General features: G+C 36.0%; 19 protein-coding genes and 1 tRNA gene. 2 read left to right on the top strand and 18 right to left on the bottom strand.

Annotated elements, in window-relative coordinates; all coding sequences use genetic code 11:
• Positions 1-43 precede the first annotated feature (43 nt).
• From HMPREF1477_RS06775 to HMPREF1477_RS06755, 5 genes are all read right to left on the bottom strand, one after another.
• Positions 44-874 (bottom strand): DUF6630 family protein, encoded by an 831-nt coding sequence (locus tag HMPREF1477_RS06775; RefSeq protein WP_016476326.1) that lies wholly within the window; start codon positions 872-874, stop codon positions 44-46.
• Positions 875-1,011: 137 nt separating this feature from the next.
• On the bottom strand, positions 1,012-2,223 hold the full coding sequence (locus HMPREF1477_RS06770; protein WP_016476325.1) for an ATP-binding protein: 1,212 nt from the start codon (positions 2,221-2,223) through the stop codon (positions 1,012-1,014).
• A 424-nt stretch (positions 2,224-2,647) separates the two neighbouring features.
• Positions 2,648-4,843 carry an AAA family ATPase gene (locus HMPREF1477_RS06765; RefSeq protein WP_016476324.1) on the bottom strand — a complete coding sequence of 732 codons (2,196 nt, stop codon included), beginning with the start codon at positions 4,841-4,843 and terminating at the stop codon, positions 2,648-2,650.
• Positions 4,844-4,957: 114 nt separating this feature from the next.
• Positions 4,958-9,652, bottom strand: a complete 4,695-nt coding sequence (locus tag HMPREF1477_RS06760) for a type ISP restriction/modification enzyme (protein ID WP_016476323.1) — start codon at positions 9,650-9,652, stop codon at positions 4,958-4,960.
• A 546-nt stretch (positions 9,653-10,198) separates the two neighbouring features.
• Positions 10,199-10,275, bottom strand: a tRNA-Arg gene (locus tag HMPREF1477_RS06755).
• A 104-nt stretch (positions 10,276-10,379) separates the two neighbouring features.
• On the opposite strand from HMPREF1477_RS06755, the gene HMPREF1477_RS06750 reads away from it, so the two are divergent.
• A complete protein-coding gene (locus HMPREF1477_RS06750) occupies positions 10,380-11,261 on the top strand; it encodes a hypothetical protein (protein ID WP_016476322.1) in 882 nt (293 codons plus the stop codon).
• 96 nt (positions 11,262-11,357) lie between these two features.
• Here the strand turns inward: HMPREF1477_RS06750 and HMPREF1477_RS06745 are convergent, their stop codons facing one another.
• The 9 genes from HMPREF1477_RS06745 to purB form a co-directional block, all read right to left on the bottom strand.
• On the bottom strand, positions 11,358-11,603 hold the full coding sequence (locus HMPREF1477_RS06745) for a type II toxin-antitoxin system Phd/YefM family antitoxin (protein WP_016476321.1): 246 nt from the start codon (positions 11,601-11,603) through the stop codon (positions 11,358-11,360).
• 199 nt (positions 11,604-11,802) lie between these two features.
• Entirely contained in the window at positions 11,803-12,087 is a 285-nt protein-coding gene (locus HMPREF1477_RS06740) for a hypothetical protein (RefSeq protein ID WP_009660675.1), read from the bottom strand.
• A 90-nt stretch (positions 12,088-12,177) separates the two neighbouring features.
• On the bottom strand, positions 12,178-13,578 hold the full coding sequence (gene dinB, locus HMPREF1477_RS06735) for a DNA polymerase IV (RefSeq protein ID WP_232197177.1): 1,401 nt from the start codon (positions 13,576-13,578) through the stop codon (positions 12,178-12,180).
• Between the two features lie 2 nt (positions 13,579-13,580).
• On the bottom strand, positions 13,581-13,925 hold the full coding sequence (locus tag HMPREF1477_RS06730) for a helix-turn-helix transcriptional regulator (protein WP_005377990.1): 345 nt from the start codon (positions 13,923-13,925) through the stop codon (positions 13,581-13,583).
• Between the two features lie 217 nt (positions 13,926-14,142).
• Positions 14,143-15,426, bottom strand: a complete 1,284-nt coding sequence (locus HMPREF1477_RS06725; RefSeq protein WP_005381154.1) for an adenylosuccinate synthase — start codon at positions 15,424-15,426, stop codon at positions 14,143-14,145.
• A gap of 85 nt (positions 15,427-15,511) precedes the next feature.
• Entirely contained in the window at positions 15,512-15,802 is a 291-nt protein-coding gene (locus HMPREF1477_RS06720; RefSeq protein WP_232197174.1) for a helix-turn-helix domain-containing protein, read from the bottom strand.
• A 41-nt stretch (positions 15,803-15,843) separates the two neighbouring features.
• Positions 15,844-16,005 (bottom strand): hypothetical protein, encoded by a 162-nt coding sequence (locus HMPREF1477_RS06715; RefSeq protein WP_016476319.1) that lies wholly within the window; start codon positions 16,003-16,005, stop codon positions 15,844-15,846.
• Positions 16,006-16,418: 413 nt separating this feature from the next.
• A complete protein-coding gene (locus tag HMPREF1477_RS06710) occupies positions 16,419-17,570 on the bottom strand; it encodes an MFS transporter (protein WP_016476318.1) in 1,152 nt (383 codons plus the stop codon).
• Between the two features lie 269 nt (positions 17,571-17,839).
• A complete protein-coding gene (gene purB / locus HMPREF1477_RS06705) occupies positions 17,840-19,135 on the bottom strand; it encodes an adenylosuccinate lyase (protein ID WP_016476317.1) in 1,296 nt (431 codons plus the stop codon).
• Between the two features lie 233 nt (positions 19,136-19,368).
• Between purB and HMPREF1477_RS06700 the strand changes: the two genes are divergently transcribed.
• Positions 19,369-19,776 (top strand): hypothetical protein, encoded by a 408-nt coding sequence (locus HMPREF1477_RS06700; RefSeq protein WP_016476316.1) that lies wholly within the window; start codon positions 19,369-19,371, stop codon positions 19,774-19,776.
• Positions 19,777-19,927: 151 nt separating this feature from the next.
• Here HMPREF1477_RS06700 and HMPREF1477_RS06695 read toward each other — a convergent pair whose 3' ends face one another.
• From HMPREF1477_RS06695 to HMPREF1477_RS06680, 4 genes are all read right to left on the bottom strand, one after another.
• Entirely contained in the window at positions 19,928-20,683 is a 756-nt protein-coding gene (locus tag HMPREF1477_RS06695; RefSeq protein ID WP_005381157.1) for a hypothetical protein, read from the bottom strand.
• A gap of 61 nt (positions 20,684-20,744) precedes the next feature.
• Positions 20,745-21,149: a biopolymer transporter ExbD gene (locus HMPREF1477_RS06690; RefSeq protein WP_005378118.1), complete on the bottom strand. Its 405-nt coding sequence runs from the start codon at positions 21,147-21,149 to the stop codon at positions 20,745-20,747.
• Complete coding sequence (locus tag HMPREF1477_RS06685; protein ID WP_005378212.1) at positions 21,146-21,751, bottom strand: MotA/TolQ/ExbB proton channel family protein; 606 nt, start codon at positions 21,749-21,751, stop codon at positions 21,146-21,148. Before HMPREF1477_RS06685 ends, HMPREF1477_RS06690 begins: the two co-directional genes overlap by 4 nt.
• Before the next feature lie 318 nt (positions 21,752-22,069).
• Positions 22,070-22,960, bottom strand: coding sequence for a DUF3829 domain-containing protein (locus tag HMPREF1477_RS06680; protein WP_005378072.1), 891 nt, complete (start codon positions 22,958-22,960; stop codon positions 22,070-22,072).
• Between the last annotated feature and the right edge of the window lie 105 nt (positions 22,961-23,065).

Here is a 23,065-nt window from a genome sequence, read left to right as displayed (position 1 = left end):
GGCCACATTATAATCGTGCCACTACATTATAATTTTCGTTACATCACAAACGTTCAGCTACATCGATTCTATGTAATAATTCTTTCGCTAGTTCTTGGGCTCTTTTAAATTCCTCATTTGAAAGTACCATGAGCACTAAACTATCTGTACCGATGTCCATACCTACTAACTTATGGTTTTTCCACGTGGAATTAAAATGTGCGCACCAGTCCCCAATACATTGACTGTCATCAAATGCGACTGTATCAATAGTTAGATTTTCGCTAGTATCTAAAGACTTGTTACGTATTAACTTCTGCACATGATAAAGAAAATCCTCTAATTCAATTTTTAAAGATATCTCTACAGCGCGACCTTTAGACTGTAGTTTCTCATAGAGGTTCCACCAATCATCTTCTATATCATCCATAGATGTTAGCTTTACCTTGGACATGAAAGATTTAGCTTGTTTCGTATCGCCAAGTAATAACGCTGCTAACTCTGCAAAAGTTGACTTAATTTGTTTAACATCTATTTTTACTGTTTCTACAAACAGGCTACGGTCAGGCAACCGACGTTTCTTCACAAAAGCCCGCATCATCTGTACCGCATCAGGATAACTTACATCTGCCATACGATAGGTTTTATCATTAATATCTAAGAATATATCTACTGCATCCGGTGTTTTTCCTACACGTGCTTTCATCGCAGTGCAGCCATCGATGGCACAAGGTGGGTATAATTCTATATACATAAAAAATCCATCATGCATAGCCTGTAAGGTATTATCTATTCCTACTATGTTAAAACCGTTCCGATTATAATCAGGGCTCTTCAAACGCCACTCTTCGTAATTGTCGAATAATTTTTCTTGAATCCAATTGGAGAAACTCATAAGAATGCACCTTTACTTAACAAATGTATACAAATATCCTATTTTATCTTATTATATCATTCTTTATAAATTAAACAGCATAATTTATAAGTATCTTAAATAACAACATATAGGCACAAAAATAGGGATGTGAATGATCACATCCCTAATAACCAATCTAATACATTACATTGCTGAATTCCATTATAATTATGAGGTTTATAGAGCTCATCCATAGTAAGTAAAAATTTAGGATACTGATCCTTAACCGCTTCTAATGGTGCTAACTCTCTATCTCTAGTAGTTGGATCCAATACACTTTCTGATACTTGGTAATACTCTAATATTCCACCAGGCTTTTGAGCAACGAAATCTATTTCCCCCTTTGCTAATTGACCAACATATACTGTATATCCTCGACGCCGCAACTCAAGGTATACAACATTCTCTAATATATGCCCCCTATCACGGTTAATATCAGATAGTAATAGTTGCTTAAAAGCCATATCCACTACATAATACTTAGAACGTAATCTTAATAACTCTTTGCCACGCACATCAAATCGCTCCGTATTATATAACAGTAAACTATCTTCTAATCCCCGAAGATAACGTTCTACAGTTTTGTTATCTACCTTTCGACCTGCGCTTGTTAATGAATTCGCAATCTTTGTGGGATTAATCAAACTGCCAATATTGGCAAAAATATATCTCACAATACTTTCAAGTAATTTAATATCTGCAATTTTTAATCGATCAACAATATCTTTTAAAACAACGGTATTAAATAAACCTTGTAGATAATCCTGCCGTCCTTGCCAATTTTTCGACATATGTAAAAGCCCTGGGAATGAGCCTTCACTTACATATTTTTCATATAATACCATTCGTGAAAGCCCACTTTCACTATACGCATCGACGTATTCCTTATAAGATAAGGGAAGCATCTCAATTTGTACATAGCGACCTGTGAGAAGTGTAGCCATATCAGATGACATAAAATAAGCATTAGAACCTGTAATATATATATCAATATTATCTTGTACAAAGAAGTTATCTACTACACGCTCAAACGATGGTACATGCTGAATTTCATCGAGAAACAGATACATTTTTTTACTTGGAATAATCCGTTCATTAATGTATTCATATAAAGCCCGATAATCTCTTAGTTTATCATACTCCATCAACTCAAAATTAATATCAATAATTTGTTCGGCAGTTACATTATCGGCTAATAACTCATCTTGAAATAGCTTAAACAACGTAGATTTACCACAACGCCGTATACCAGAAACAACTTTAATAATAGGTCTATCTTTATGTCTTCGAAGAAAATCTAAATAATATGGTCGCGATACTAATGACATGCACACACCTCCTCGCCAAATGGGTTTTAAAACCTAATCCTATATCTATTATATCATTTTAAGGTTTCAAAGCCTAATTTTATGTTTTGATACCATGCTTTGGGTTTTAAAACCTAAATTTAATTATATCGTCGTAGCACAATTTTTATAATAATAAAATGGGTATAAGGTCTGTCAAAACCTTATACCCATTTGCTTATACTGGTGCGCCTAACCGGAATCGAACCAGTGACACGCAGTTTAGGAATTTTATCTCGCTAAAATTTCTAATTTACAATTTTTACAAAACATATAAAAAAGCCAGTCTTTATCAGTATTTTATGGTAACTAACTTTCTTTTTAAATAACTTTAAATCATCAAATTTATTGGGTAACCCCATTAGGCAAAAAAATGGCTTATAAATTGACTTACTAATAAGAACTATTAGTGAGCTAAACTACTAGTATCACAGTGTTCCTTCCAGTACTTCCATTTTTTATTAAAATGACATCCATAGTTGTTATTCACAAACAATGTTTTCATTTTATTAATGATATATTCTTTATCTTTACCAACTAAATCTACTTCGCACTCAACACTCCCATGAGAATTAACATTAAATAACCGCTTAGCTTCTCCATCATCTTTATAAAATCCTTCAATACCATTAAATATAACAAAACTTTCTATAATTCTACGAATTGGATTTAACATCATTCTTGGTTTGTCTAAATAGTAAAGCAAAGCTAATTCATGCCATAAACTATCATATGTATTAGTAAAATCGTCTCCTTTTTTAGTTACTTTTTGAATAGATACTCTTCCATCAAATTTTAGTAATCTAAAGAAGTTATTTAAATTATACGCATTTCCACTACTACGATCATTAATAAGATCATAGACTAGCCCGCTATAAAAAAATATATTGTGTGTTAATAAAATAAAAATATCGTCATTAGTATCTTTTTTAACTAATTTAATAATCCGAGAAAGCTCTGCCATAATAAAATATTGAACCGTATCATCATTTGAATTCATGGGATCATCAAAAACAATTATTTTTTTCTTTGCTCTATATTCAACACTATTTAGCAATTCTATAAAATATAAAAATGCAATTAGATTTTTCTCCCCTGTTGATAATTTGCTTATATCTCTAATCTCTCCTGCTTTATTTTTGATTTCATAATACTCTAAGTTATTAGTCGTATTGGTCTGTAACACTAAAGTAAAATCAACTAATCCATCTAACTTTTTATTAATATTTACCACTAATCTTTCTGTACTCAATGTTTGGCTAATTAGATCAGTTATCGCGCTCTCTATATCAGTAATTTGCTTTTTTATCTCTATCGCTTGGTTATATAAAGGCGTAAGTCTTGACTCCAATACTGATTTCTTTATTTGATTTTTATCAATTTCATCTTGAATAGCCTTATATTCCTGTTCCTCTAAACCTATCGCAATATAATGTTTTCTAAGATTTTCCTTTGCAATTTTTTGATTTTCATCCAGATTTTCTAATAAATTATTATTCTTTACTATATAATCATTAAGATTGTCTACATAACTTTTAAAGCTAATAGACTCTTCTAGTTCAATACACTCAGTAGCCTCATACGGTCTTTTTTTATCTAAAGCATTCAAAAAAATCTGATATCCATTAATTGCTTTTCTAACTTCAAGCATTAATTGTTTTTTAACATGTTCAAAATTCTCTTTAAAACTCTTCTGTATATCATCAAAATTCAAATTTATATTTTCTAGTTCAACAATATCTTGGTTTATTTTAGCTTTTAACTTTTCTACTTCTACATCAATTAACTTAACTTCATCTGCATCAAAATAAGTTTTTATATCAGAATATCGTTTTCCATCTATTATATTTCCGCAAAATTTACACCGTGCACCAATACTATGAAGTTGCAATCCACTTTTCAGAAAAGACTCTTCAAGTTCCGACTCTACTGATATCATGGGCTTTTCTTTAACATATTTTACCAATAAACCATTAACACGTTGTAATATTTCCTCTGGTGATTTAAATAATTCAATATCAATGGCTTTTAATTTTGAAGAAACTTTTGCATTTATGATATTACTATATTTCTCTAATTCGGATTCACTTAATCTCTTTGCATTTGGTATATCACTGATAAGATTATTTCTATTATAACTTCTTGCGTTTTCGACAAGTAAGCCATTATCAATCATTGTAATCTTTCTTGCTAAGTCTGTTAAAAATCGATTTTTCTTTTTCTCCCCAATGCTTATATTCAAATCATGCAACTTCAGCTCATATGCCGTGCTTCCTTCAAACGTGACATCAAAGTTTTTTTCTATTTCTGTCAATTCTGATTTTAATTCATTCTTTTTATTCTGCTTATTCTTAATTTGTAATTCAATCTTTTTATTATGTTCACCTATAACAACTGCATTTAATAGGTCATTTTCACCTAAAACAGATTCAAAGCCCTGAAAGGTTAAAACAGCTAAATCATTTTGATCACCATTTTTTGCAATTAAGTTAGTTAAAGTTGATTTTCCTGTCCCATTTTTACCATAAAAAAAATTAAGACTCTTATCAATTACTAATATATTATCATCATATAATTCAGGTAGATATATTTCTAAACACACAATTACCTCCCCACAGCCTATAAGACCAGCAACTACTCAGATAACAGTTAAAATGACTATTAATCAATAAACTTAACACCAATAGCACCTAAAATAATCTTCCTTAATATGAATTTACTCCACAATTTCGAGTGGCGGAAGGCTTTTAACTAGTTTTACAGTTTGAATAGATACATTAATGATTCTCAACAACAAATTAAAAATATATTTCTCATCATCACTATATTCATTTGGATTATCAACAATTCCAGAAGCTTTATCAGTCTTTATTTGATATTGATCCATAATCCATTCAATAGCTGTTCGACCATTAACAACATACTCATAGGCTTGTTTAGGTATATTGCTAATAATAATATCATTATTATAAATAATTGTAGTCTTATCCTCTACTGACTTACCATTTTTATCACGTTTTTTTGAAAACTTCATTTTATGAACCTTATATGACGCTTTATCAGATATACTTAGATGAACATCCTCATATATGGGAACAGATTCATAATTAATATGTAAATCTATAAGGGATTTCCCCACTTCAACATACTTTTCTTTATATTTAACAATTGGAATTCGTGCAAAATCTTTCTTTAAATCGTTAGTATATTTTTGTTGATATTCTTTAGAATTTAACAAGCCATAGACATAAGCAAATGTATCATCTAGACTTAAACCTAGTTTATCCGCAAATAAAGGATTCATATTATCCTGAGATTGAAATAGCTGATCTGCACTAATATCATTATCATATCGCATAAAACCTTGACCTTTTTCTTGCAAATCTAAACTTGGAATATTCTTAGATACGATAGCGGAAAATGGTCTTGAGGATCCTCGCCCAGTTGTCATCAACACAATATTGTCTTTACCAAACTTTTTATAATATTGTCCAGGACGTTCAACAAGCTCATTTTGATAATAAATCCATTTTTTTGTAAAAGGTCGATATAATATGGTGGACAAATATTTGTCATCAAAATTTAATTTCTTCTTATTGTCAAAGCTTTTCTCTAATTTTTCACTCCATTTAATAAAATTACGGTCCCGATTTAAATTATTCTTATATTCAATATCTTTAGATAACCTTATAAGTTCACTATTATAATTAGTAATAAGTCGTTTTGAATTAAGCAATGTTGCGTCTTTACTAAACCCCACAACCCATGCATCCCTATTGGTACTAACTCCTACAGCATTATTATTAAAAACATCTTTTACAATATTGTCATATTTTTTATAATTAATATCTCTTTGATTTAGCCAATCATTATTTCTATCAGGTACAATAGCATTCCACTGGATTTTTGAGATATCTTCAAACTCGGAGATTATGTTTAACTTTTCTTTCTGAGATAAATAATCACCGATGTCATGATAATAAATATTGTGATTTTCTGAGCCATCTTTCACTAAGATAGATATTGCCGTAGTTGTCCTTGTTCCACCACCAAATATATTTCCGCCTTCTTTTTTACGAGTTTCCCCTAAGCCTAATGCATTGCCACGAAGATTAAAAATATAAAGATAGTTAAATTCTTTATAAAGACACGCTCTCATCCTATCAGTTGAGTTCGAATCAAGATACGAGCCATTAGTTACAAATCCTATAACGCCCTTTCCTTGTAAACGGTCTGATGCCCATCGAAACCCCTTAATATAACTATCATATGCACTTTTATTTAACGATGATTTAGACTTAGTCACATAAGTATTTTCTAATCTTTTATCTAAATTTGGATAAGAAATATTTTGATTATTATCATTAGCATTTGATTGACCAATAGAGTAAGGAGGGTTTCCAATAATTGCTGTAATTGGCTTTTCTTTTTGTCGTTTAAGTCGTTGATCATTAGTTCCAAAGAAAGTGTCATCTAATGTATCTTCGATTTCTGTAGATTCAAATGTATCTGTTAAAACTATACCTTCAAATGGTATATGCCTTTGGTCGTCACTATTTATTTCATCAAAAACAGCCTCAATATTAATAGCTGCAATATAATAGCTCAATAATACAATCTCATTAGCATGTAATTCTTGTGTGTATTTTCTAACTAAATCATCATAAGTGATTTCACCTTTATCAAGCAAAAACTTCAAATGGTTCAATGTCCGAGTGATAAATGTACCTGTCCCTGTAAAAGGATCTAAAATATGAACTCCCTCGCTTGCTAATGATTTATTAAAATATTTATTAAGTGCAAAATCAACAGATTTTACGATAAAATCTACAACCGCAACAGGGGTAAAAACAATTCCTAACCGCTCCGTTGTATTTTTAAATCCAGTAGAGAAAAATTTATCATATAATGTTATAATGATTTTTTGTTTTGCTTCTGCATTATCAATACCTTCTGCTCTTAAACGAACAGATTCATAAAATGGTTGTAATCCTCTCTGTTCTTTTTCAAATCCATATTTAGAGAGTTCCTCTACGATTTTTTCCATTGCTGCACTAACTGGATTATTTTTAATAAAACTGTATTCTCCAAAAAGTGCATCAAAAATTGGCAATGTAATCAAATGTTGAGACAACATTTCTATAGCTTGTTCTTTATCTATAGATTCATTAATATTATGTTTCAAACTAGATAAAAATTTATCAAACGCATTTTTACCTTTCTGATGATTTTTGAGAATAATATTAATTCCTTGAATATGTCTACGAGCAATATCAGCTACATCTTTAGACCAATCCTCAAGATATCTTCTATCACCTACTTTTTGAACAATTTTTCCATAAATAGCCCCCTCGACAGCTTCCCAATCAAAATCTAATTTAGTTTGATATGGTTTTTGCGTTTCAGAAACCTTCATAGTCGTTGTATTAAAGTGAGGATTATCCGGCGCCTTGCCTACACCAATAACATTGATATTCTTAGGCTTAGACTTATTCAACTCTAATTTATTGACTGTAGCCTCAAAACGCTCATCTACAGATCTAAGTGCGTTTAAAACTTGCCATACCACATCATACGATTTATTATTATCTAGAATTGTTTCAGGTTTTTCACCTGCCGGTATCACGATAGGTAAAATAATATATCCATAATCTTTGCCTTCAAATTTCCGTATAATGCGACCTACCGCTTGTACAATATCAATTTGAGATTTTCTTGGGGAAAGAAAAATAATTGCATCTAAATTAGGCACATCTATTCCTTCAGTTAAAAATCTAACATTTGATAAAATACGTGCTGAATTTTCAGGTATATCATTACTAGCTAACCAATCTAATGCTTCATTCTTTTCAAGTGCATTCATGCCTCCATCAACATGGCGGACTGCCACTGAATAACTATCTCCACTATTTAAATAGTCATTAACTACATTTTCAAATTGTTCAGAAATTCGTTGACTGTCTTTTATTGTCCTAGAAAATGCAATAGCTCGTTGCATAGGTTCACCTGAAACCTTATCAGAAAAAGTTTCACGCTTTACCATTCCGTTCCAAACACCAATAATACGTCCTACATCATCAATATTCAAACCATTTTCAGAATCTGATAATGCTTTCTGCATGTCTCGTTGAACTACACTTTCATCAACTGCTAAAACCATTAATTTGTAATCTGTTAAAATATCTTGAGATATTGCATCTCCAAAACCCAAGCGATAAAAGACTTTTCCATAAAGACTTTCATCATCCATACTTGAAATAACAATAGAATTTGCAACAGCTTTCTTCTTTGCATCACTACCATAAAGTTTAGGTGTAGCCGTTTGATACATACGCTTTTTAGCTTTAACATTTACATCATTATGAACCTTAGTAAAAACTGATGCATCTTCACCTAGCGCCTTCGCTCCTGTAGTTCTATGAGCCTCATCTGCAATAATTAAATCAAATTCTGGAAAACCATTTTTTTGTGCTTCCCCTAATACATCTATAGATTGATATGTACCAAAAACAACTAATAAATCTTTCTTCGGTTGCTTCATTAACGCCTGATAATTTTCAACTACTTTTTTTGATGAAGTAGTTGCTGGAAATCCAATATCACTAGCTTTCACTGTTATATTTGATTCATCTTGTTTTATACTTCCCCTACTAGCATTTCTATCACTTGTTACAGCCATTGATGATATGGTCATATCAGTATCACTATTCCAACCTCTCAATGTTTGTGTCAAAAGTTGGATACTTGGAACTAAGTAAAGAATTTTATATTGATCTTCACTAGAAAGTTTAGCTAAACTTTCAGCTATTTTTAAGCTAGTAAATGTCTTTCCCGTTCCAGGTGCCATGATTAATTGGCCTCTAGAATTTTCTTCAAAGTGAGTAATTGCAGCCTTAATAACATGTTCTTGATAATATCTGAGTTTCTTTTTATTTTTAACAGAAACTATCATTGGATTATCAAAAGAAAATTTATTCCAATCAACTCTTGAATTTTTAAGATCAGATATCCCTATCCGAATTACATCACTTCTATCTTCCAATGCCTTTTCAGCATTTTTCCCCCATTTATCAGTAGATGCTACTATAATACCTGACTCATAAAAATCTTTACCTAATTCACTCAGAAAGGAATCTATATTGCTTTTTTGAATAGAGTGACTATAAAACTTCGCTTGGATAGCCACTAACTTGCCTGTATACTTCTCAGCAACCAAATCTACTCCAATGTCCGTCTTTGGAATCCCATATTCATCTGGAACATCTGATAACATCCAAACATTTTTAAACTCATTTTTATAAGCAGGCTCATTTAAGAAATATGCTCTTACCAGGTATTCAAAATATGTTCCTCTATCTCGTTGTGTTTTAGCTATATTATTGATTTGATTTATTAAGTTATCAAAAGACATTTCTGACCTCTTTCGATTAAACACACTTTACGTACAAATAAACATTAGCCTAGCAAAAGAATCTAGAGAAACACCTTAAATACTTAATATACTTTTTTCTTTTAAGTATTCTCTAACAAATTCATTAAGGTTAAGTCTTTCATATAACTGATATAAAAATCCATATAGAAAAAATAGAAAATCAAAATCAATCTCTATATTTCCATTAGGTTTATTCTTATTATCTATATTCGTAGAGTTTATTATAATATAATTTAAAATAGAATTTTAATAAACTTGTATTAAAATGAAACTGTGATAAATCTCCCTTCAAAAGTTTCCTATTTTTATTACGATTTATTAATCAAAATAATTCTTAGCTCCTTTTTAAAAAAGTATATTGCAACTTCTTACTTTATAGAGTTATTACTTGCTAACTTATTTCTAAATTCAACATCCCGCATTATATAACTCCCCAATTTATTAAAAATAAAAAACAAGCTTATTAACTGGCTTATTTCCCTAATAAAAAAGAATCTAACCAACTAATAAGCCAGCATTTATCTATGGTGCGCCTAGAGGGAATCGAACCCCCAACCTGCAGTTTAGGAAACTGACGCTCTGTCCGGTTGAGCTATAGACGCATGTATACTTTATTATAGCGTTTTTAAATCTATCTACGCAAGAACTATGCTATAATACAACTGTTGATAGTATTAGAGAGTTCTTATAAAAAGAGGTATGTGTAATGAAACTATGTAAACGTTCTATTATTACCAGTTCACTATTAGCTGTCTTAGCTATATCATCCGCATACGGGGCTACACCTGCGCAGCCAAGTGAAAGCACAGATACTGCTGTGGTTGATATGGATTACGCCAATATTCCAGAATTAAGAAAATCAATTGAAAGCGCAACACCAGCCATAGTACGATCTACGCTTGATGCTTCTGAGGGAAAACCTACTAACGGTAAACCAATTTATTCGACAGTCACTATGTCTGGTAACCGTGTTGTATCCGTAAAAACTTATAAATCTAAAGAAGAACAAGAAAAGGCCATGTTAAAGGAGCGTGAACGTTTAGACAAGGTCACTGCAGAACGTCGCGCTAAACGGAAAAATAAAACTCGTACAGATATGTTAAAGGGTTTAACGCCAATACCGTTCTATCCACCTGTTAGCGAAACACGTGAATTACAAAGCAAAATGTTCTCTCGACCATTTGGCAGACAGCTCGATTTACGTTTAGTAGAGGCCTATACGCAAGATTATGATAAGGCCAAACCTGGCGATATTTACGTCTATGCAGATTATGTAGACTACACATCTAAGCAACTATTAGGCGAAAAGGATGGTACTACTGCTATTTCAGCTATGATTTTACGAACAATCATGAGAAAAGACGAAAACAAAGCTTTCAGCATCGATGTAAATGCGTACTTCATAAATCCAACAACCCATACCATTTCCATAAGCCGTTCTGACGATGTAAAAGGTATCTCCATCAAGAAAGACGAAAGAGCTGAGGCTGTATTTAAACTACCTTCACATCAATTACAAGCCGGTGATCCACAATATGAAATCGCTAAGCTTATGTATCAAGACCTAACAAATAAAAAATTTGATTAACAATATTTAAATACACTCTCTATGACAAATGCCGTATCACATTTCACTCAAGAAATATGATACGGCATTTGTAGTTAAACTGTATACACGCAAGGTTCAGATTGCTTCTCCAAACATATCTTGTACGTCTTTATCCAATTGATCAAAATTTGGAGGATCTATTATCCTCCCTTTTCCTATTCCCAATCTCTTTACGGGTGTACTATTACCTTCTGACAAAGTTAATTTTACAACAGTATTATCATCACGGACTATATAAACAACACGTTCTTCTCCAGTTTTAAGTTTCTGTATAAGGCTATTTAACTCATGTTGAGCTTCATTTAAACTAACTTGGCACATCTCTCCACCCCCAATCTTTGGTAAATTTAGTACATTTGTAAGATTATTATACTATACTCTCAATCATCCGTTAATTATATTATTGCCTCTACATTATGTAATACTTTTTCTTTTACTTTATAGACTCACAGTAAAACTATTGCAACAATAAGAAAACCCCTTCATAGCACCAACAGGCTACGAAGGGGGTTCATTTTAATTACGCGGGGCGGCTCCAATCGACTTGTACGTCGATGGCTTCCCACATGCGTGTAAGAGCTAATTTAAAGTTATCCAAAGATTCTAATGGTTTTACAGTCAACCGTTCATACGTATCAAGACCTGTAGCATGCTCGATAGCATGGTCTTCATTTAAGTATGCACGGACCTTGTCGATCCATTCTTGTTCAGGTAGATCCACCGTTACGGTTTTTGTATCTGTATCATAAGATAAAACCCCGTTGCTATTTACGCCATAATGAATGGCCACACGAAATATACTCATATTTATACCTCTCTTGCAGATAGTTTCATGCGTATACACATTTCTATACATGTACATTGTATCATGAATGTTTCTATTCTTGAAAGAATTTTATTCTTCATTATCTAAATCCATTTCGGCCTTTAATTCCGACCGTTTTCGCCGTTCTCCACCATCGCCGTGAACACGACGCCAAAGAGCCCCACTCATGATGGCCCCTTCGCCAAATTTAGATGCCAACGAATCTAGCACGGTTGAAAGCTTCTCATCTTTCTCGTCCGTTTCAATGGAGAATAAATCGTCTTGTACAATTCCTTCTGTTGAAAGTCCACTAACCGTCACACCTAAGAGCCGAATTGGTTTGAGCGGCATATCGAGAACGGATGTGTCAAATTGAGGCAACGGTGCGGCGCCCATCATCTCGCGATTCTCCGCAATCGGTCTATCCTTAGTGTTGTCGGTGAAAGTCTTAGCATCATGGCGATTTGGTTGGCTAGTATTGCGAGCCTCCCGTTGTCTAGCATTGCTCCGTTCACGCATGAGTTTATTCCACAATAGTACAGATGTATCATAGATAATACGTTCTTGGTCCGTAGCAGAATCTAGTCGTTTCTGACGGGATACCGTTTTAAAATCATTGTATCGCACCTTAATCGACACGGTATGACCCATCAAACCATATTTACGCAATCGTTTGGCTACGCGATTGGCAAAGTAATGAAGTTCTAAATCGATAACAGCCGGGTCCTCTACATCACTTTCATAGGTTTCCTCATTACCAACGGATTGGATTTGACGATCCGGTTCTACGGGCCGTTCGTCGATGCCTCGGGCCAATTCCCAAATGCGGCGAGCCTGATTGCCCACATAAGGCACTAGAGGTTTCTCATCCGACAAGGCCTGCACATCCTTTATCAAGGCAAAACCACCATCTTTAAGGCGGCGTTCCGTGCTAGGGCCTACACCCCATATGCGTTTTATGGGCAAATTAGCGAGGCTTTCACATTCCTTACCATAGGGAATAACAACGAGCCCGTCAGGCTTATCCAAGTCAGAGGCCAGTTTAGCAAGGAATTTATTCGGAGCCAGTCCCGCCGAAATGATGAGCCCCGTTTCCTCAAACACGCGGTCCTTAATGGCGCGCCCCAAAGCCTTGGGGCCTGTGAATTTATGGGTAATACCCGTAACATCCAAGAAGGCTTCATCCAGAGATAAGGGCTCAATGATAGGTGTAAATTCCTCCATCACCTTGTGAATGATCTGAGAAATCTCCTTGTAGCGAGCCATATTCGGATACACGTAGATGCCATGCGGACAAAGTTTTTTGGCCCGCGAAATGGGCATAGCCGAATGGACACCAAATTTTCGGGCCTCATAGGATGCAGTAGCCACTACGCCACGCGAAGAAAGACCACCCACGATAACGGGGTGGCCTTTATATTCAGGATGATCCAGTTGTTCTACGGATGCAAAGAAAGCATCCATATCAACATGCATAATCCAGCGTCTCATGATTACGCGTCTTTTTCGTGTTCATCAAGACGGCAGTATTTGATTTGTGCGCAAATGCATTCGTCTTTAGTTTTGTACAATTGTGGAATAATCTCCAAAATGTCACCAAATGTATCTTCATTGATGGAATAGCGAGTCCAAAGACCATTACGTTGAGAATTTACAACGCCAGCATCAATTAAGATTTTCATGTGGTAGCTTAATGTGGATTGAGACAAATTAAAGCTTGCCAAAATATCTGCTGCACACAATTCATTACAGGACAACATATCTATAATATGTAATCTTGTTTCATCACTGAGCGCTTTAAAAATCGTCGCTAAACGTTCATAAGAAACTTCAACCATAAGAAAACTCCTCAATATACATCAAAAATTATCAATCTACTTTTATACTATTATATACTATTTTTATAACTAAATCTATTTTTTTCTTTTTATTCTCATTAAAATATTTTAATTGAATAATTAAATTTATTTATGAGATAGAAAATACGCATAAAAGCGGAGATTCTCTAATAAGAATCTCCGCTTATTATTTTTTATAATAATTTGCTACAGCAGATTAGAATACGTTAACAAGATCGATTGTTTGGTTACGATTAGGACCAACAGATACGATCCCCAAAGGCACGCCTGTTACTTCTGCAATACGTTCTACGTATTTACGCGCATTTTCAGGCAATTCATCATAAGAACGGATGCCGGAAATATCTGTTTCCCAACCTGGCAATGTTTCATATACAGGTTCGCATGCTTCAAGATTTGTCAAGCTAGCAGGGAAGCCTTCAACGTTTTTGCCGTTTAATTTATAACCTACACAGATTTTCAATTCTTTGAAAGAATCAAGAATATCCAAACGTGTAATAGCTAAATAATCAAGGCTGCTAAGACCTGCTGCGTATTTTACAACCATAAGATCTAACCAACCAGTACGGCGAGGACGACCTGTTACAGTACCGAACTCATGACCAAGCGTACGAAGCTCTTCACCAATTTCATTAAGTTGTTCTGTAGGGAATGGGCCTGCACCAACACGTGTAGCGTAAGCTTTCACAACGCCGAAAATATTTTTCAAATAGTTAGGACCTACACCCGCGCCTGTGGAAGCACCACCAGCGATTGGATGGGAGGATGTTACGAATGGGTAAGTACCATGATCAAGATCTAGCATAGTTGCTTGCGCACCTTCGAACAATACCTTTTTGTCCTCTTGAATCGCTTTCAACACAGCATTATTTGTATCAGTTACATAAGGTTTCAAAGCCTCTGCATATTTAATGTAATCTGCTAAGATTTCATCGTAATTAACAGGTTCAGCATCGTATACCTTTGTAAGCATTTTGTTTTTAAACTCAACATTGTACGCCAATTTTTGTTTGAAAGTTTCCATGTCGTACAAGTCGCAAATACGGATGCCGATACGGTTTACCTTATCAGCATAGCAAGGACCGATACCGTTTTTAGTAGTACCGATTTTAGCATCACCTTTGGATGCTTCTTCGGCCATATCAAGAGCAATATGGTAAGGCATGATGACATGAGCACGGTCAGAAATGTGAAGGGATTTTGCGGATTTACCTTGTTTTTCAAGACCTTCGATTTCTTGTAACAACACCTTAGGATCAATAACAACGCCTGTACCAACGATATTTTGTTTATCATCGTACAAAATACCACTTGGCAATAAACGAAGTGCGAATGCCTTGTCATCTACTACAACAGTGTGACCTGCATTATTACCGCCTTGGCTGCGCACTACAACATCTGCACGTTCCGCAATCCAGTCAACGATTTTACCTTTACCCTCGTCACCCCATTGAGTGCCGATTACCATACTTGTTGCCATATCTATGTCCTCCAATTGTGAAAGTCAAATTAATCCATAGTTATTATACAACATAATAGCAAAGCACGAAAAGACTAAATGCAGATTACACGAACTCAATCTTTAACTTCTTGCCAAAGGCATGAGCAATCTTTCTTAATGTTTTCAACGAGGGGTTCCCATTCCCATTTTCAATTTTACTTATATCTGATTGCGTAATGCCTGTAACTTCAGATAATTGAGTTTGCGTCATATGAGCTTCAATACGTGCTTTAACTATATTTTCAATAATCTGATATTCATCTTCTAACTCATCCCATTCTTTTTTAAATTTAGGATTTTTTAATTGCTCAGCTAAATATTGATCTAATGTTTCCATATTATGTGTACCTTTCAATATAATCTTGTTTATACTTCAACGCCAATTCAATCGCATTTCTAGGGGTTTTCATAGACTTTTTTACAGTTACCACAGCTTTCAAGCAACTTTAAATCCCTAATCGTTTTAGCTCGCTGTTTTTCTGAAAGTTCGTTTAAAAACAGCTTTGCTGGTTGCTCTCCATTAGATGTTTCATAAAAAATTACAGAAAATGATTCCATTTAATTCCTCCTATTTACTAGAAGAAATCTTTATCTTAATTATATGTTAAAACATATATTAGGTAAAGACATAATCAGCTAAACAACATTATATTTTCAACATAATCCACTGCAAACCATAAGTCAATAGATAAGGGGTGACCATTGGTCACCCCCTATCTATTGACATTTCATCCTATTAAATTAATAAATTAAAATAAGCCTAGCATGTCCTCTAAAAATTAGAACACGCCTGTACTAATTCTAAAAACAGGGATATAGGGTCCCCTACAAATTAGAACAGGCCTGTTCTAATTCTAAAAACAGAGATATAGGGGCCCACCTACAAATTAGAACAGGCCTGTTCTAATTTTAAAGACGTATATTATGCGTCCCCAAGAATTAGCACAAGCCTGTACTGTATAACAATTATTTTATTTAGGTTCTTTCAACCAGAAGCTCATTAATAATCCTAACGCACCAACAGGGATCAGTGTCATCAACGCTGTTTGTACATCGTAAATATCTGCTAAATGTCCAATATAAGGTGCTACGAGTCCACCTAATGTAATGCCAAGCCCCAATGTAATGCCTGATGCAAAACCTGCATTTTTAGCAAGGTATTTTTGGCCTAGAACGGTAATAGGTCCATATTGGGAGAATACGCCAAAGGCCATCGGTATCATGGCGCCAAAGAATCCCCATGCATTCGGTACGAAGATAAACACTAATACGGATGGTAAAAATATAATATTACCTAAGCGCACTGTTTTTAGAAAGCCTAGCTTATCTGATAGTGCACCACCCATATAGGTAAGGACAGCCCCCATGGCAAAGTACATAGTAAGTGCCAAGCTCGATGCACCGGCTTCGCCATTGATAACGGTAATGTATAAAATCGGTATAAAAATCGATAATACGGAGAACAAAATTGATCGAGAGGCAATGACGAAAAATAGCTTTGTAAAACTCACCCAATCGTTTATACCTGTATTTGTGCCCTTAATTTGGCTTTCACATTCACGCGCATCTTCAGCCTCAGTAGTATGACCTGTGAAAGCATATAGATATAGCAACACGCCGAGCGCGGCAATAGCCGTAAACACCCAGAGGAATTGGCCGCCAAAGACATAAACGCCACCAGCAATGAGCGGCCCTAAGGCAAAACCAGCGCTGCCGCCCACTGCAAAGCGCCCCATGGCATTGCCAATCTCGTGAGATTGTGTACGATTTACAAGAAGAGCCGCCTCAGGATGGAATAACGCTGCCCCTACGCCGGCTAAAAGAGACAAAGCAAGAATCATTTCATAGCTCGTAGCCAGTGCAATGGCACTAATCGATACGAGCGTCACCGCAAAACCTACAGGAATAAACCATGGCACACGCCACCGATCCGCTACATACCCCAAAATGGGCTGAGCAATAGACGCTACCACGGTATTACAGAAAATAATGGAAGCCGATTGATAATAATTGAGATTAAAATTAGCAATAAAAAACGGTATTAATGCAGCGAGAGAACCTTGACCGAAATCGTTAATGCAATGAAAGATAGGCGGTGCGTATTTTCTTATGGTGCTTTTCATGTATCCTCCGTAAGTAGGGGATAGGCTAAGTAAAAAAGCCTCCACCGGCCGGGTCTGCTTCGCCCTTTGGGCTTCGCAGGGCCAAAGTCGTTTTTTTACTTAGCCTATCCCCTTTCTAACTACTAATAATTATGAAGCACCGTAAGAAAATACGGCACTTACGATAAACAAAAAAGGACGGATACCTTCCTCAAAACGACTTCGGGTCCCGCTTTAGCGCGATAGCGTGTCGGCTTTGAGGAAGGTATCCGTCCTACCAAAGCTAAATGTTATAGGCCGAAACGAGCCATTATTGTATCTACGTGTTTCAATAGTTTATAAGGATCGAAGCATGCATCGATTTCTTCGTCGGTCATGTATTTTTTGATGTTTTCATCGGATTTTAGACCTGTAGCGAAGTCTTTGCCTTCGAGCCAGCGTTCCATAGCGTGTTTTTGTACCCAACGGTATGCTTCATCACGTACGGCACCTTTGTCTACGAGGTGTGTTAAAATTGTTTGGCTAAATACAAGGCCACCTGTAAGATTAAGGTTTTTAAGCATTGTTTCAGGGTATACCAACAATTTATCGATGGTACGGATTGTTAGGTGAAGCATGTAGTTCAACGCGATGGTTGCATCTGGTAAGATAACGCGTTCTACAGAGCTATGGGAGATGTCGCGTTCATGCCACAAAGCTTGGTCTTCGTACGCAGATTGTGCATAACCACGCAATAAACGAGCCATACCACAAATTCTTTCACAAGTGATAGGATTACGTTTATGAGGCATCGCGGAGGAACCTTTTTGTTTAGGGCTAAAGTATTCTTCAGCTTCGCGCACTTCGGTGCGTTGCAAGTGACGGATTTCCAAAGCGATTTTATCCAATGTACCGCCTACAACAGCAATGGTGGACAATAGTTCAGCGTGACGGTCACGTTGTACGACCTGAGTGGCGATTTTAACAGGTTCAAGACCTAGTTTTTCGCATACGTATTGCTCTACGAATGGATCAATATTGGAGTATGTGCCAACAGCGCCGGATAATTTGCCAACAGCTACGCTTTTACGAGCATGTTCCATGCGTTCAATATCGCGTTCTACCTCTGCCATCCAAAGGCAAAGTTTCAAGCCAAATGTAGTAGGTTCACCATGAATACCGTGAGTACGGCCAATCATAGGGGTATGTTTGAATTCAGCGGCACGACGACGCAATACATCACGTAATTGTTTCAAATCTTCAATCAAAATATCGCAAGATTGTTTCATCATATAGCCAAGTGCAGTGTCCTTAACGTCTGTGGATGTCAAGCCAAGATGAATATATTTAGCCGCTTCAGGGCCTACATATTCGCCCACAGCAGTCACAAAGGAAATGATGTCATGATTTGTTTCACGTTCGATTTCGTGAATTCTTTCAACATCAAAATTGCCCTTTTCCCGAATGATTTTTGCCGCTTCCTTCGGAATCACGCCAAGCTCAGCTTGCGCTTCAGATGCCAATGTTTCAACCAATAACATTGTGTCGAACTCGTTGCGTTCGCTCCAAATATGGCCCATTTCTTCTCGTGTATAACGTGGTATCATGATGTCTCCTTTGCATGGTGAAAGCTAGATTTTTTATATAATAATTGTACCATATGTAAAAGCTTGGTTCAATAAATCTTCCGCAATTTTCCGAATAATATATATATTAGTTTTTCTTAATGTTCGGTATTTATTTTGTATAGATTGTTTTGTAATTTATTATTATAATAGTAATGTATAAATAAGTGATATATCGTATCAACATACTAATAATACACATATAGGAGTAGATCATGGCAAAGAAACAACATAAAGAACGGATACAACAACCGAAAGAATCTCAAACAGCAAGCACGTTGATAAAATTATTTTTCCTCATCAGTTTTATCGTCCTCGGCGTCTTCGTGTTTAACGACATGCCTATCAACTGGATTTTAGGCGTATACGCAGTGGATATTTTAGTATCTCTTATATATGTAGTCATCAATAAAGGTCGCATCGCTACATCCAATGTGGTTCATACAAATGTACGTCGCATCCTAGCTTTCTTAATTATGCTCATTACTATGTTCTTCTATGCCTTTGCCTTGTGGCGTGTGGATCAATATACTACGCAAATGCAAGTAACATTATTCATCGGTGGCATCATCATTTACTATGCGGTATTCAACAGCACGAAAACGGCGTTAAAACGTAAGTAGTTGAACAACGGACGCAAACAATAGCACGTAGTTGAGCAACAGACTCATAACATAGCATGTAGTCGAACAAGAGATTACTCAACTAGCAAATCATAGGCATAACAAAAAGAGGCATATCTTACATACAACCATGTATGTGAGGTATGCCTCTTTATTGTCCTAGTACGACAGGGATGGCTAAGGACACGACTTGTCCACGTTTGTTAACAATACTACCGCTCGTCTTGATGATACGTATCGCTTCGTCTCGTACATCAGGAGGAACAGAGTCCTCTACGATACGCGGGGTATTAACGCCGACGATTACATTGCCGCTAGCGTCAAAGTTAACGCGCACAACGGCTTCGCCGCGTACAGATGATGCTTGGCCTTGTTCTTTCACTTGGCGCAAATATTCTGTAGGATTAATATCCGATTGTTCGAGCCACGCCCGTTGACCCGGCGTCAGCAAATTGAGTGCATCCGCAAAAAACGATAGGTCTTTATCTGTATTATCGAGACCATTACCTTCTGCATTAGGATCCGTCGATACGTCATTGCCTACTAATTTCTTTTGTTGTTCCTGTTTTTGATGTGTCACAACACCTGTCTCACCGCCAGTAGCCTCAGATTCTATGGCCTTTGGAACAGCCCATTCACGTTTTGTAGCCGATGCTGGTTGTTCTGTATCTATAGTTTTCTGTGGTTCTACGGTATTTACAGGCGGTTTCGTTTCTTGTTTCTGAGCTACCGACGCAGGTGCATCTGTAGGAGGTTTTGCCTCCTCTGGTGGCGGCGTTACCGTCGGATGATCCTCGGCTTGTTCGCTTTCACCAGCATCGGCTAAATCAAAGCTAATCTCAGCTGCCTCTTGGCCTGCACCAGTGCCACTCATGCCCTTTAGTGAAAGCCCCATGCCCGTTATCATGAGAATACTGATGCACAGGGATATCAAAAACGGTCGAAAATAATGCGATTCAAACATAGAATCACTTCCGATCCGTAGCGACACTAATATACTTAGCGCCGTTTACTTTCAGCATATCGAGAAGGGCGATGACCTCGTTATAATACACGTCCTTAGACGCGCGAATAACAAAGGCCTGTCGTGGCGTAGTCCGCACGATATCCTGTACCTCTTGGGACAGATTATCCGCAGAAATTTCGCGGTTATCGATATAGAGTTTATGCGATGTGGTGAGAGTAATGATAATCGGTTCAATGGATTTAGCCGTCGAAGTCGATGTGGATGGTAAATTTAACGGGATTTGTTGCTCCGTATTCATGTATAAAGTGCCGACCATGAAGAATACCAATAGAAAAAATACGATATCAATCATAGGGATGATCATGATGGTCGGTTCTTTTTTCACTCCTAATGTACGACGTCTCATAGGTCATGTTCCTCGTTGTACGCATCAAGAATGCTGCCACATTCATGTTCTAAGGCTACGATAAAATCATTCACCTTTGCTGCACAATAGCTGTGAAAGGCAAGAGCAATGATGGCCACCGTAAGGCCTGTAGCAGTAGCTACCAAGGCTTCGGATACACCACCTGTTATGATGGTTGGAGCCCCAATGTCACCACCTACAACGGCAAAAGCGCGGATCATGCCAAGAACGGTACCGAGCAAGCCAAGCAACGGCGCCATGGTAACGATCATGCTAAGCCACCCAAGGCCACGTTTTAAGCGTTCATCGGTATAGCCTACCAAGTCTTGTAAACGGTTTTCTAAACCATTGTAATTTTTTGCACTGCGCAAAGCCTTTGCAAAGAGAGTACCTAGATTTTGTGTATCTCGTTCTAATACGGTTGGCAACATAATCCAGCCTGGATGATTATTTAGGACAGCCGTGAATTGGCGCATGTCCTTACGGAATTTACGGTATAGAAAAAATCGCTCAATACCAATCATTAGGGTAACAACTAGAAAGATAACGAGTGGGTACATAACGAAACCACCAGCTACAAATAAATGTGCAATGCTACTCATACTAACCTCCAAAACCCACACTCTTTTAGGCTCTTATCTAATAATTATACCACGTTTTTACACATCAAAACATATGAGGCTTACGATAGATGAGTAAAAATATACTAGTTGATGCATACAATCTGACAAAGATCTTAACTAGTATAAGAAAATACAGAAAAAGGGCTACATCAATAGACATACTAATTGATGTAGCCCTTATTAGTGCAATTTTATGTACCTTTGTATGAATTTTTTATATGTACTATTTATATTGTGCACGCTATGAAGCGCAGGCTTTCATAAATGGCACAGAATCGATTCGTACATAGCTAGATATTATTTATCAAGTTTATTAATATCCAAGCGATTCATGCTGCCAATGAAGCGATTGTAAGATTCAATCATATCATTGTAATGATCAGCTGATTGGTCACCTAAGAATGTACGAACTCTACCAATCGTTGTATTTAATTGAGACTTAGCAGTGTTATATTCTGGACTCGTAACGGTGCCAGCTACATCCATAATGCCTTGTAACTCTTGGTTAGCTGCATTTACATCGATTTGTTTGCCTTCTTCAAAGCCATCTAATAAAGCCGTTAAGCGTAAATGAACTTCTTGAACAGCCGCAGCATTTTTCTTACCAGAATCTTTAAGTTCTTTCAACTGTTCTTGTTGATTTTCTGTGTTATGTTTGTGAACTACTGCGTCTAGCTGATTATATGCTGCATAGAATTGATCATATAGTTGAACGTATTTAGGTCCTAATTGTTGTTCCTTAGCATAATTATCTGCTTGATACGAATTAGTTTGGTAGTACGTATCCAATTCACTGGCTACTGGTACAATATCCTTTAATACAGCCAATACGTTGTCTAAAGGTTCCTTCATATCATCATATGGTACGCCAGCGTCTTTAGCAGCTTGCAACTTTTGTTGTAAGGTATCAAAGTGTGGTGCCATGAAGCTTGTTAAATGTTGCCCCTCTTTTAGTTTTTGAACGGACGGATTGATAGCATATCCAAAGCGTACGGACCAACTATTAAAATCGCCAATCGCTTCGATATAGTTATTGAACACTTTAATGTCCTGTTGCGATGCCTTTTGAGCGCCTTGTTGCACCCCATTGGCAATCTTAGAAAAACTACAGCCACTCATGAATAATGGGGATGTAAGAGCAGTTACACACAATACTGCTGTTGTCAGTTTTTTTGCTAATGGATTCAAAATAAATCTCTCCTTTTAAAATAACCCATAAAGTATACATCTATAACTAAATTATATACTAAATATGATTTTTACAAAAGTCATACTTATGCATTTCATGAAAAA

Source organism: Veillonella sp. HPA0037 (assembly GCF_000411535.1).
Taxonomy (GTDB): domain Bacteria; phylum Bacillota; class Negativicutes; order Veillonellales; family Veillonellaceae; genus Veillonella; species Veillonella atypica.
This window is presented reverse-complemented; position numbering and strand designations above follow the sequence as displayed.

What these genes read in the sequence shown, in the direction of transcription:
- HMPREF1477_RS06775 (WP_016476326.1), bottom strand. Translation starts at nt 874, where the DNA reads ATGAGTTTCTCCAATTGGATTCAAGAAAAATTATTCGACAATTACGAA.
- HMPREF1477_RS06770 (WP_016476325.1), bottom strand. Translation starts at nt 2,223, where the DNA reads ATGTCATTAGTATCGCGACCATATTATTTAGATTTTCTTCGAAGACAT.
- HMPREF1477_RS06760 (WP_016476323.1), bottom strand. Translation starts at nt 9,652, where the DNA reads ATGTCTTTTGATAACTTAATAAATCAAATCAATAATATAGCTAAAACA.
- HMPREF1477_RS06750 (WP_016476322.1), top strand. Translation starts at nt 10,380, where the DNA reads ATGAAACTATGTAAACGTTCTATTATTACCAGTTCACTATTAGCTGTC.
- HMPREF1477_RS06745 (WP_016476321.1), bottom strand. Translation starts at nt 11,603, where the DNA reads ATGTGCCAAGTTAGTTTAAATGAAGCTCAACATGAGTTAAATAGCCTT.
- HMPREF1477_RS06740 (WP_009660675.1), bottom strand. Translation starts at nt 12,087, where the DNA reads ATGAGTATATTTCGTGTGGCCATTCATTATGGCGTAAATAGCAACGGG.
- dinB (WP_232197177.1), bottom strand. Translation starts at nt 13,578, where the DNA reads ATGAGACGCTGGATTATGCATGTTGATATGGATGCTTTCTTTGCATCC.
- HMPREF1477_RS06730 (WP_005377990.1), bottom strand. Translation starts at nt 13,925, where the DNA reads ATGGTTGAAGTTTCTTATGAACGTTTAGCGACGATTTTTAAAGCGCTC.
- HMPREF1477_RS06725 (WP_005381154.1), bottom strand. Translation starts at nt 15,426, where the DNA reads ATGGCAACAAGTATGGTAATCGGCACTCAATGGGGTGACGAGGGTAAA.
- HMPREF1477_RS06715 (WP_016476319.1), bottom strand. Translation starts at nt 16,005, where the DNA reads ATGGAATCATTTTCTGTAATTTTTTATGAAACATCTAATGGAGAGCAA.
- HMPREF1477_RS06710 (WP_016476318.1), bottom strand. Translation starts at nt 17,570, where the DNA reads ATGAAAAGCACCATAAGAAAATACGCACCGCCTATCTTTCATTGCATT.
- purB (WP_016476317.1), bottom strand. Translation starts at nt 19,135, where the DNA reads ATGATACCACGTTATACACGAGAAGAAATGGGCCATATTTGGAGCGAA.
- HMPREF1477_RS06700 (WP_016476316.1), top strand. Translation starts at nt 19,369, where the DNA reads ATGGCAAAGAAACAACATAAAGAACGGATACAACAACCGAAAGAATCT.
- HMPREF1477_RS06695 (WP_005381157.1), bottom strand. Translation starts at nt 20,683, where the DNA reads ATGATAACGGGCATGGGGCTTTCACTAAAGGGCATGAGTGGCACTGGT.
- HMPREF1477_RS06690 (WP_005378118.1), bottom strand. Translation starts at nt 21,149, where the DNA reads ATGAGACGTCGTACATTAGGAGTGAAAAAAGAACCGACCATCATGATC.
- HMPREF1477_RS06685 (WP_005378212.1), bottom strand. Translation starts at nt 21,751, where the DNA reads ATGAGTAGCATTGCACATTTATTTGTAGCTGGTGGTTTCGTTATGTAC.